Origin of the sequence: Oceanobacillus sp. HCA-5259 (assembly GCF_037892815.1) — a bacterium.
Taxonomy (GTDB): Bacteria; Bacillota; Bacilli; order Bacillales; family Amphibacillaceae; genus Oceanobacillus; species Oceanobacillus indicireducens.
Genome location: NZ_JBBKBV010000002.1, coordinates 228257 through 238107 on the forward strand (window position 1 = coordinate 228257; position 9851 = coordinate 238107).

A 9851-nucleotide genomic window follows, 5' to 3' on the forward strand; every position below is an offset into this window, starting at 1 on the left:
ATCGGTGTTTTGCCGATTTCCTCTTTCACAACAACCCATGCCCACAGAGGCTCCATGTCAAGCCACAAACGTATTATTGTAATTAAATGGTAGTGAATTTGTACATTACGCCAGATTTTGGCTGAAATAACGTAGAAATATCCGTTCGAATTTGCAAAAAATCACCCGTTTTTAGCTGGTATAGTGTGCAACTTTACACCACTTGCTAGAAATAAGAATATCTAACCAAGGCTTTAGCCGCTCGCCCTTTACTACCATTCCACTTCTTAATGCTGGCTGGAAGGGCTCGGAGTCCCACCAGTGGAACTTAGGAGCGATTGTCTGTGGTATGCTATTGATTTGGATAGGGCTCTAAAGGCTGGTTATTAGCCATCCGCATCAAAACCACACGGACACAAACAAGGTCAAAGGTGGTGGGAGTGTTGCTATATATAGTATCAAACATACTAGCTCAATCTTGGCAGCGGTGGCTCAAAACTGTCTTAAGTGGACCAAAAAGATGGCAGAGGTGGAATTAACCTATTTCCTTCTTCAGTTTAGGATTAGACTTCTATATCTAAAATTGTTAGAATGTATCTCGATCAATAAAGAGTATAGATAATATCCATCATTTTCCTTTATAGCATGGATGCATACTCCTTTTACAATCTTTCCTTACTAATTATTAAAAATACTAGAATCTCGTTATTACCTAGTCATCACTTTTTTCCTAAAACGACTTTAAGAAATGCCCATATCACTCACGATTCCCTGCCGCTCCATTTCAATTAAATCTATAATTTTTATTAGTTCGCCTACCGCATCGTCAACGGTATATACATCATCTTCCATCAAACTACAGGATATTTTAATGAGTGCTCTTTCTATTTCTACTAGGGCAAGTTTGCGATACAGATTTCTAACAAGATCTTCTTTCAATACTTTTTCCCTTAGCATGTGATTAATCCTCCTAACTAATAGTTTAATAGTTACACCCACACCTATACTCGGATAACTTTAACCACTCGCAACGTACTCTTAGAGATACAATCAATTAAGATACCACCACCCTCTACGATTAATCATAAACTTGATGTATTAACTTTTCTGCCCTCGTTGGTACTTATATAAGTACCACGTTTTCATGTAGTATATGCTAACTTTTTCATATAGTCAAATATTTTTTATTAGGTGGGGCCTATGGAGAAAAAAGTTGTTATAAAAATCAAAGAATTACTTGTTGAACATAATATATCATTAAGAGAACTGTCTCGCTTAACCGATATTCGACATGCGACATTAAGTGAGCTATCAAACCATAAAAGAGAAAACATTAACTTCCGACATATAGAAAAAATAGCAGAAGCATTGGGTGTTGACGACATTAGAGATATTATTGATTTAACAGATGAGTAGTAAAAAATTTATGCACTCTTTATAAAGATGGCGGAAGGCAAAGAAGGTAATCAGTACAGCTTCTTATAGATTTAGTTGAAATTTTTTGGAGATATTAAACTCTACTATATGTTGCTCTAATACTTTTCTGACAATAGGGACTAACCTTTTGGTTGATTATTCGATACTTTAAACCCGCCATCTACTCGCATAATAGCACATACGTTCTTGTTCTTCAATAATTTATCAAAATATTTTTAAATGAATATCATATTTAATAGCCAGTACTAATAAACTTCTAGTTTTAATAAACCTAACTGCGGGGAGGTGGGGATGCGTGCTTGTCGATGGAATTGAATTTACACTAAACCAATAGTTATTATTTCGTTCCTTCTATTCTTATCTTTTCTATCACACAATCAACATTTCCCGCTCCTTCCCTCCACAAGCCCTATCCCACTCCCTCACCCTCCCATACTCCCTCAAAAACTCCAATTCCACCACCCCAATCGGCCCATTCCGATGCTTCGAAATTATTACTTCGAGCTCATTCTCCTTTTCACTATCCTTATCGTAATAGTCATCCCGATACAAGAAAGCAATGACATCCGCATCTTGCTCGATATTTCCTGATTCCCTTAAATCAGACATCATCGGGCGCTTATCCTGCCTTGTTTCTACACCCCGAGATAGCTGAGATAAAAGGATAATTGGAATATCCAGCTCCATCGCAAGTAACTTCAGCTCTCTTGTAATCTCCCCGATTTCGAGATCGCGGCGATCTTTTCTCAGAATCGAAGGCGTGATGAGCTGCAAGTAATCGATAATGACAAGATGATTCCTCTTTGCTGGATCTTGGAGGTGTTTCCGTATTTCTGCACGGATTTCTGCGAGGCTGCGTTTCGTGTCCATAATCTCCAGTTGCCAGTTTGTGAGATTTCCAATTGCGTTCATCGTTCTTTCGTAATCCTCTGGTGAAAAGCGGTTCTTAATATCGCGCCACTTGCCTCCGTTCACAAATGCTTCTGCGGAAATCATTCGTTTGAGTAGCTGGCGTCTCCCATTTCGAGACTAAACAAAAGCGTCGATCCGCCGTTTTTACAATGACCTGCTGCCAAGTTCAATGCGAAAGCCGTCTTCCCTACAGAAGGTCTCGCAGCGAGGATCATCAAGTCTCCCCGCTGCAGCCCTCCAGTTAATTGATCAAATGAGCCTAAGCCGGTCATATACCCAATATGTTCGGATGCAGGATCTATCAGTTCCTCACTGATCGCCACTAAGTCACTATAGGTGCTTTCTTTTATTGAGGAGGCTGTTAACGAACTGCAATCCTTTAAGTCACCAAGCAGACGGTCTAAGTTTGTGACAGTGGGTTGATTTAGAAACTCCTGTGCGGCTAACTTTGCCTGCTGCAGTTGATAGGATTCTTTCAAAATCTGCTCATAATGTTTGAATGTCGAAGTGCTCGGTACAGATTCGGCGAGATCCGTCAGGTACATGACACCTCCAACTGCTCCGATTTTTTCTCCTAACACGCTCGTGAGAATGACTGCATCTATTTTTTCTTTCTCTTTATAAGCCTCCTCCATTGCCTCAAAAATTACCTTGTGCCGCGAATAGTTAAAATAGTTGGAATCAATCTCGACTTCTTTAAAGAGTGAACTTTCGAGTAGAATGGAACCAAGCAGGCTTGTTTCTGCATAATACGTATCCATGTTTAATTCCATCCTTTCTTTTGAAGTAATTTTTCGAACTGCTCCTCGAAATGTTGTTTCATTTCTGGTGTCACTTTTTTCGCTTCTTCTTCCCATTTTTCAATTTCCGCAAGTGACGAGTCTTTCTCTGTTACTGGCGGATATGCAGCAATTTCACTAAGCATTGGCGGGTACAATTGATGCATCACGTGTGCGCTAAGATTCTTCAAGACCCCGGTATAGTCCATTTGCTTTAAACTTGGAATAAGGATTTTTGCTTTTCTTTTCGTCAGATTAAACTTCGGATACATTTCATTAATCGTCTTTAATATTTCCAGCGCTTCATCAGTTGTCATTGGAATACCTCCCTTGCCCATTCTTCCAGTGATTCTTCTTCTATGTCAGGCTTACTGCTCGGCATTTGGATCAGCTTCTTTCTATTTCTTAACCCTTTCTCCGCTTCATAGTGCCTGATTTCCTCTAATGTTTTTAAGTTGTGGGATTCCCATTCGTTTAAGATTGCTTCGGTATAACTGAATGTCCTCCCGCCTTTTTTCACTGTAATGTGAATCGCTTCTTCAACCACTTCCCTACCAAGTGCATGTATCCATTGGTATAGATCTCTTTTCACAAGCGGGGTCAGCTTGTTGATATTTTTTTCATACGTTATAAAAATAGAGTGCAGTTCCTCTTCGCCGCTTCCTCCTCTTCTCTTTTCTTTAACTTTCTCTTTATGTATGGTCAACTCTTCGGTCAACTGTTGGGTCAAGTTTCTGAACTCCATTGGTGCAGATTCAGAAAAGGATAGACCGGTTAAGCGCATTAAGGTCGAAGCAGGCGCATTAAACAAGCGTCGCTGCCCCAGCCGATTTCCCATATTCATCAATGTGTGCCATAGTGCAATCTCCCCTGTAGACATATCATTCAACATGATCCAGTCCATAAACATATTCTTTTCCCTGTGAAAATTTAATTTTGTCATGCGTTCTTCTCTCCCTTTCATTAAAATGAATCCGCTTTTTAGCTATACTTGCAAACCACGCCAAAAAGGCCAACTGCAGATCGAAGGTTTTATCCCCCGATCTTTAGCGCCTCGGCCCTATTCCACCATATTTTTACGCAGCCAATTTTCCAACACATCTTCCAGAAAGAATATCCTGCCGCCAAGTCTGACATGCGGAAGCTTATTTTCTCTAACTAGATCATAGATGGTATCCCGGTGCAATCCGAGGAAAGCAGCTACTTCTTCAACGGACATGGTACGTGTTTCCATCTGATTTCCCTCCCTTTTACTCCTATAATCGAGATTAGTCGGGATTTGGGGGTATTTTTGAATAAGGAAATAGAAAAAGCGGGTTAATCAGAGAAGTTTTTCTGATTAACCCGCTTTTCAGTATCCATTAACATAAACCCGCCCATCATAACGAGCTGACCTCGTACTGTTCAAGGAAAGGTATCTTGAAGAATTGAATTCCGTAAAACAAAAAGAAGCACTTGGGAAAGACTTACGTGCCCTCCAGCTTGAAGGTTTTTTGGCATAACTTCAAGTTATATTCAAATATGCTTTTTTAATTTCTCTAACTCTTCCATTGTTAACTTTGTTACTTTAAAGATGAATTCTAAACTAGCTCCTTCTTTTATCATTTCCATCGCTACTTGCTTAACTCCTTCAACTCTACCTTCTTTTCTCCCTAGCTCCTTTCCTCTCTCCTCATATGAAATTGGAATTTCCAATATTTTTTCAGCCTCTGGTAAATCCCTAATTTCCTTCATCAACTTTTCCTCCTCTTCTTCTGATATTTTTAAATATGTTTCAAAAAAGCCATATATTAATCGTTGTTTTGCCGAAGAAAGGTATCTTGAAGTATTTAGTATTGGATCCCGTAAAACAAAAAGAAGCACTTGGGGAAGACTTACGTGCCCTCCAGCTTGAATGTTTTTTGGAATAACTTCAAGTTATATTCATATATGCTTTTTTAATTTCTCTAACTCTTCCATTGTTAATTTTGTTACTTTAGAGATGAATTCTAAACTGGCTCCTTCTTTTATCATTTCCATCGCTACTTGCTTAACCCCTTCAACCCTTCCTTTCTCCTCATACGAAATTGGAATTTCCAATATTTTTTCAGCCTCTGGTAAATCCCTAATTTCCTTCATCAACTTTTCCTCCTCTTCTTCTGATAGTTTTAAATATGTTTCAAAAAAGCCATATATTAATCGTTGTTTTGCCGGATCAAGTTCCATTCTCGTCAGCATACGCAAAAATTCCTTTTTTACTTCTATTTTTTCTACTTTATCATATCCCATTTGACTCAATAATGCTGCGGCTACCGGATTATCCGAACGTATATAATCACGCCAATTCTCCTTTTTCAAATGCAGGGTCAGAAAGTTAAATGTCAAAACATAAAGAAATGGAAATTCCATCGTATACTTGTTCTTTTCCCAATTTTCCTTATAACTAAATACTGCAATGGGCACAATCGGTCTTCTATACTTATTATAGAGCAAACTGAAGTAATGAAACATCCGTTCATGAAAATACCTTTGCACATAGCTCTGTGGTTCAATATGAACAATGATCACAACATCTGTATTTCTTATCTTAGTTTCCACAACAATATCAAGCCGCCTAGTCTCTCCTTCCACTATATCTGTATATACTTCTTCTGAAATTGGTTTAATCGCATGAAAATCAATCTGCTTATGCACGTCTGGAAAAAATACTTTTAGAAATTCTTTGAAAAATGTGTGGATAAGTTTTTTATGAAGCTGATCATGTTTTGTGTAAGTCGACGTTTTTTCTCTAATAACTAGGGGCATTACCAAGATATCCCGTCCTTTTAAGATATTATGGTGAGGTTTCTAGAAGATAATATTCTTTATCTATCTTAGCACATTTGTTCGGTTGTTTCAATGAAGTGTAAAAAACTATTATTTACGTATATGGTAACTTAAAAGTGAGCCACCATAACAATTACACATCTTCATACTCCGAGGAATGATAAAAAATAACTGAATCTTATATAAATATTTGGTATACTTACAGTAGAAATACCTCTCAGAAACTACCCTCAAAATTTAATAAGGAGCATCAATATGCCACGAAATACTACCTCTGAAATTTATCCCACTGTTCCCCCAATCATAATGGAAGTAAAGGAGGACAAAGAACACGTTCGACCAAAGTCAAACCGAAAACGTTCGGATACTACTTTACTCAAACGGATACCCTTGAACAAATTTATGGATCTAAAAGTTGATTATGCTTTTAAACAGTTATTTGGTACAGAAAAGAATAAACAAATCACTGTGGTATTTTTAAATGCAATTTTGCAAAAAACGAATCGCAACTCTATTAAGGACATCATTTTTATAAACGTAGAGGAAGTAGAGGAATATGACGGTGACAAGCAGTCACGATTAGATATAATCGTTGAAACTGAAACTGGTGAACGAATCAATGTGGAAATCCAGTTCACGGATCAGCATAATATGATTAACCGCTCGATTTATTATTGGTCAGGTATCTATCGCCGGCAAATGAAAAAGAGTATGGCTTATAAGGAACTAAGACCAGTCATTGCCATTAATATCATGAACTTCAATTACTTGATGCAAACGGATCGATTCCACACCACGTATCACCTGTACGAAGATGAAGAAAAGTTCAAGCTGACCGAGTTGATGGAATTTCATTTTATAGAAATGCCTAAACTCATCCAGGCGTGGAAAAAAGAGCAGCTTGACCCTTGGAATGATATACTAGCAAGATGGTTATTACTTTTAGGAATTGTTGACAGGAAGAATAAAAAGGTTTATGATGACATTTTTCAAAAATTGGAGGAGATTGCAATGAACGATAAATCATTAGAGTCTGCCTTTAAAAATTGGGAAGAATTAAGTATGAATGATAAGGAGTACGCTGCTTATGAAGCAAGGCTAAAATATATTTTAGATGAAGAAGCTGCTAAACGAGAAATGGAACTGCGATTGAAAGAAGGACTCGAGGAAGGTAGAAAACGCATAATGAAGGAGGGATTAGAACAAGGGCTAGAACAAGGGCTCCAACAAGGTATAAAGCAAGGTTTATATGAAGGTTTAGAAAAGGTTTAGAGCAAGGTAAAAAAATTGCTAACGAAACAACTGCACGACGCCTTCTAAGTAGCGGTATGGCGGTTGAAGAAGTAGCGAATTTTACAGAATTAACAGTATCACGTGTTGTAGAAATTAAACGTGAATTGAAAAAGAAATAATTACCACAAAAAAGGACTACAATTAGCTAATAAGCTAACTGTAGTCCTGCTTAGATGGAGCCTAGCGGGATCGAACCGCTGACCTCCTGCGTGCAAGGCAGGCGCTCTCCCAGCTGAGCTAAGACCCCAAGATAAAATATATGTAAAATAGTTGGCTATTCTAGTCCTAAGCTGCTAAATAATAATGAATGGCTCATGCGCCCTAGAGGATTCGAACCTCTGACCTACAGCTTAGAAGGCTGTTGCTCTATCCAGCTGAGCTAAGAGCGCAACATAAACAATATATTTTCCTACAAAACTATGTATTGCCTATCCCAGAAACAAGTGTTTTTCTAATGGGCCTGAGTGGACTCGAACCACCGACCTCACGCTTATCAGGCGTGCGCTCTAACCAGCTGAGCTACAGGCCCATCATGAAATAAGAGCGGGTGAAGGGAATCGAACCCTCATCATCAGCTTGGAAGGCTGAGGTTTTACCACTAAACTACACCCGCATATGTAAAATGGAGGAGGTAGAGGGATTCGAACCCCCGCGCGGTTTGACCCGCCTGTCGGTTTTCAAGACCGATCCCTTCAGCCGGACTTGGGTATACCTCCGAACTATATGATGCTTCTTTAGATGAACCGATGGACCCTGCAGGACTCGAACCTGCGACCGATCGGTTATGAGCCGATAGCTCTAACCAACTGAGCTAAGGGTCCAGTATTTATGGGGTGACCGGTGGGAGTTGAATTCACTACCTCACTGGTATTTTTTATGCCCGTCATCTCTGAGCTGCTTTCACGCAATCAAATATGTATATGGCGCGCCCGAGAGGAGTCGAACCCCTAACCTTTTGATCCGTAGTCAAACGCTCTATCCAATTGAGCTACGGGCGCTTTATATGGTTCTGGGGTTCAGTCGGAACCAGACTCCGCGAAGGTTTAGAGATCCTCTGCAACTAGCGACTCCCGCCAAAACCGTGATTCAATTGATGAGCCATACAGGATTCGAACCTGTGACCCTCTGATTAAAAGTCAGATGCTCTACCGACTGAGCTAATGGCTCGCGTTGTAAGTTTGGTGCTGGTTTTATTATATGAGCTTGGAGTTTGAAAGCTCGTCGTGTTGCAAGCTTATTCGGCGATGCGTACACTCCTCGCAGGCCGCCTCAGAGAAGTTCACTCAAGGATGTAATTCGCGGCGTGCTCTACCGACTGAGCTAATGGCTCGTGTTGTAAGTTTGGTGCTGGTTTTATTATGTGAGCTTGGAGTTTGAAAGCTCGTCGTGTTCCAAGATTATTCGACGATGCGTACACTCCTCGCAGGCCGCCTCGGAGAAGTACATGCAAGGATGTAATTCGCATGCTCTACCAATTGAGCTAGGCCAACGTATATTATGTAGTGCTGCTTTTAAAAAAGTGGCTCGGGACGGAATCGAACCGCCGACACACGGATTTTCAGTCCGTTGCTCTACCGACTGAGCTACCGAGCCATGGAATATTACTGATTTTAATTAGCCTCTCGCTTCGGGTTCTGTTTCGAAGCATGTTCAAAGATGTTGTTGCTCGTCGTGTTGCAAGCTTATTCGGCGAAGTTGCACTCCTCGCATAGCTACAATGAAGTAATTCGAAGAAGTTTACGCTATGCTCTACCGACTGAGCTACCGAGCCATAATAATTCATTTATAATAGTGGCGGTCCGGACGGGACTCGAACCCGCGACCTCCTGCGTGACAGGCAGGCATTCTAACCAACTGAACTACCGGACCTTAATTGTATTTTTAAAAACATTAATGTTATTTGGTTGCACTTTCTAAGTACCACCGATTCAACTAGCATTAATATTTTTTGGTTGCGGGGGCAGGATTTGAACCTGCGACCTTTGGGTTATGAGCCCAACGAGCTACCGGACTGCTCCACCCCGCGATAATAAGAAATATGCAAGTTTTGTTAATGCATAATAATAGAATAAGGACTGTTCATCGTGTTTCGAGATAATTCGGGGAAGCTTACACTTCTCACAAAGCCTATTCAGAGGTGTTTCGGCTTTGCTCCACTCCGTGATCGTAAAAATACATATAAATAATGGTGGAGGATGCAGGACTTGAACCTGCGACCCCCTGCTTGTAAGGCAGGTGCTCTCCCAACTGAGCTAATCCTCCGAAGCATCGGACATGCTAGTACATGTGTTGCAATAGGACGTTGCATATTTAATATGCCTTCCTAAAAAAATGGTGACCCGTACGGGATTCGAACCCGTGTTACCGCCGTGAAAGGGCGGTGTCTTAACCGCTTGACCAACGGGCCAATTAAGTTTTGGAAATAATTAGCTCCACACACAAAGTTTATAGCTGATTAACAGCCAATTGCCCAACCATTAAGGTGTAGTGGAGGCGATTTAAAACAAAAAAATGCCTGGCGGCGTCCTACTCTCGCAGAGACAAAGTCTCAACTACCATCGGCGCTGGAAAGCTTAACTGCTGTGTTCGGTATGGGAACAGGTGTGACCTTTCCGCTATCGCTACCAGACATGAAATATATACTTA

Annotated in this window: 8 protein-coding genes, 13 tRNA genes, 1 rRNA gene and 1 pseudogene; 2 read left to right on the plus strand and 21 right to left on the minus strand. The window is 40.2% G+C overall.

The annotated features are described in order from the left end of the window. Positions 1–720 precede the first annotated feature (720 nt). Positions 721–936 (minus strand): hypothetical protein, encoded by a 216-nt coding sequence (locus tag WKU33_RS02305; RefSeq protein WP_188859796.1) that lies wholly within the window; start codon positions 934–936, stop codon positions 721–723. 243 nt (positions 937–1179) lie between these two features. On the opposite strand from WKU33_RS02305, the gene WKU33_RS02310 reads away from it, so the two are divergent. Beyond that, positions 1180–1395 carry a helix-turn-helix domain-containing protein gene (locus tag WKU33_RS02310; protein WP_188859794.1) on the plus strand — a complete coding sequence of 72 codons (216 nt, stop codon included), beginning with the start codon at positions 1180–1182 and terminating at the stop codon, positions 1393–1395. A 390-nt stretch (positions 1396–1785) separates the two neighbouring features. On the opposite strand, the pseudogene WKU33_RS19045 reads toward WKU33_RS02310, so the two are convergent. The 6 genes and pseudogenes from WKU33_RS19045 to WKU33_RS02345 all read right to left on the minus strand — a co-directional run bounded on the left by WKU33_RS19045 (position 1786) and on the right by WKU33_RS02345 (position 5891). After that, a pseudogene (locus WKU33_RS19045) lies at positions 1786–3185 on the minus strand (replicative DNA helicase). After that, positions 3092–3424, minus strand: a complete 333-nt coding sequence (locus tag WKU33_RS02325; protein ID WP_188859790.1) for a hypothetical protein — start codon at positions 3422–3424, stop codon at positions 3092–3094. The pseudogene WKU33_RS19045 and the gene WKU33_RS02325 overlap by 94 nt, the downstream one beginning before the upstream one ends. Continuing rightward, a complete protein-coding gene (locus WKU33_RS02330) occupies positions 3421–4050 on the minus strand; it encodes a DnaD domain-containing protein (RefSeq protein ID WP_188859788.1) in 630 nt (209 codons plus the stop codon). Before WKU33_RS02330 ends, WKU33_RS02325 begins: the two co-directional genes overlap by 4 nt. Before the next feature lie 117 nt (positions 4051–4167). Beyond that, entirely contained in the window at positions 4168–4341 is a 174-nt protein-coding gene (locus WKU33_RS02335) for a helix-turn-helix domain-containing protein (protein WP_188859786.1), read from the minus strand. Positions 4342–4622: 281 nt separating this feature from the next. Further along, positions 4623–4970 carry a transposase gene (locus WKU33_RS02340; RefSeq protein WP_194461826.1) on the minus strand — a complete coding sequence of 116 codons (348 nt, stop codon included), beginning with the start codon at positions 4968–4970 and terminating at the stop codon, positions 4623–4625. 60 nt (positions 4971–5030) lie between these two features. Next, positions 5031–5891, minus strand: coding sequence for a transposase (locus WKU33_RS02345; protein ID WP_340453001.1), 861 nt, complete (start codon positions 5889–5891; stop codon positions 5031–5033). A gap of 423 nt (positions 5892–6314) precedes the next feature. On the opposite strand from WKU33_RS02345, the gene WKU33_RS02350 reads away from it, so the two are divergent. After that, complete coding sequence (locus WKU33_RS02350; RefSeq protein WP_340453003.1) at positions 6315–7184, plus strand: Rpn family recombination-promoting nuclease/putative transposase; 870 nt, start codon at positions 6315–6317, stop codon at positions 7182–7184. A gap of 195 nt (positions 7185–7379) precedes the next feature. Here WKU33_RS02350 and WKU33_RS02355 read toward each other — a convergent pair. The 14 genes from WKU33_RS02355 to rrf all read right to left on the minus strand — a co-directional run bounded on the left by WKU33_RS02355 (position 7380) and on the right by rrf (position 9834). Then, positions 7380–7452: transfer RNA gene (locus WKU33_RS02355), tRNA-Ala, on the minus strand. Positions 7453–7520: 68 nt separating this feature from the next. After that, a tRNA-Arg gene (locus WKU33_RS02360) sits at positions 7521–7594 on the minus strand. Between the two features lie 66 nt (positions 7595–7660). Beyond that, positions 7661–7734 (minus strand) — tRNA-Ile (locus WKU33_RS02365). Between the two features lie 13 nt (positions 7735–7747). Then, positions 7748–7818: transfer RNA gene (locus WKU33_RS02370), tRNA-Gly, on the minus strand. A gap of 10 nt (positions 7819–7828) precedes the next feature. Next, positions 7829–7921, minus strand: a tRNA-Ser gene (locus tag WKU33_RS02375). Between the two features lie 31 nt (positions 7922–7952). Then, a tRNA-Ile gene (locus WKU33_RS02380) sits at positions 7953–8026 on the minus strand. Between the two features lie 100 nt (positions 8027–8126). Then, a tRNA-Arg gene (locus WKU33_RS02385) sits at positions 8127–8203 on the minus strand. Between the two features lie 96 nt (positions 8204–8299). Next, positions 8300–8372 (minus strand) — tRNA-Lys (locus WKU33_RS02390). 353 nt (positions 8373–8725) lie between these two features. Continuing rightward, positions 8726–8798 (minus strand) — tRNA-Phe (locus tag WKU33_RS02395). 199 nt (positions 8799–8997) lie between these two features. Then, positions 8998–9074 (minus strand) — tRNA-Asp (locus WKU33_RS02400). An 80-nt stretch (positions 9075–9154) separates the two neighbouring features. Beyond that, positions 9155–9231: transfer RNA gene (locus WKU33_RS02405), tRNA-Met, on the minus strand. A gap of 160 nt (positions 9232–9391) precedes the next feature. Then, positions 9392–9467: transfer RNA gene (locus WKU33_RS02410), tRNA-Val, on the minus strand. Positions 9468–9537: 70 nt separating this feature from the next. After that, positions 9538–9612, minus strand: a tRNA-Glu gene (locus WKU33_RS02415). 106 nt (positions 9613–9718) lie between these two features. Then, positions 9719–9834: ribosomal RNA gene (rrf, locus tag WKU33_RS02420) — 5S ribosomal RNA — on the minus strand. Positions 9835–9851 lie beyond the last annotated feature (17 nt).

Excerpts from the sequence above, each read along its gene's own strand:
- WKU33_RS02305 (WP_188859796.1), bottom strand. The coding sequence starts at position 936 with ATGCTAAGGGAAAAAGTATTGAAAGAAGATCTTGTTAGAAATCTGTAT.
- WKU33_RS02310 (WP_188859794.1), top strand. The coding sequence starts at position 1,180 with ATGGAGAAAAAAGTTGTTATAAAAATCAAAGAATTACTTGTTGAACAT.
- WKU33_RS02325 (WP_188859790.1), bottom strand. The coding sequence starts at position 3,424 with ATGACAACTGATGAAGCGCTGGAAATATTAAAGACGATTAATGAAATG.
- WKU33_RS02330 (WP_188859788.1), bottom strand. The coding sequence starts at position 4,050 with ATGACAAAATTAAATTTTCACAGGGAAAAGAATATGTTTATGGACTGG.
- WKU33_RS02335 (WP_188859786.1), bottom strand. The coding sequence starts at position 4,341 with ATGGAAACACGTACCATGTCCGTTGAAGAAGTAGCTGCTTTCCTCGGA.
- WKU33_RS02345 (WP_340453001.1), bottom strand. The coding sequence starts at position 5,891 with ATGCCCCTAGTTATTAGAGAAAAAACGTCGACTTACACAAAACATGAT.
- WKU33_RS02350 (WP_340453003.1), top strand. The coding sequence starts at position 6,315 with ATGGATCTAAAAGTTGATTATGCTTTTAAACAGTTATTTGGTACAGAA.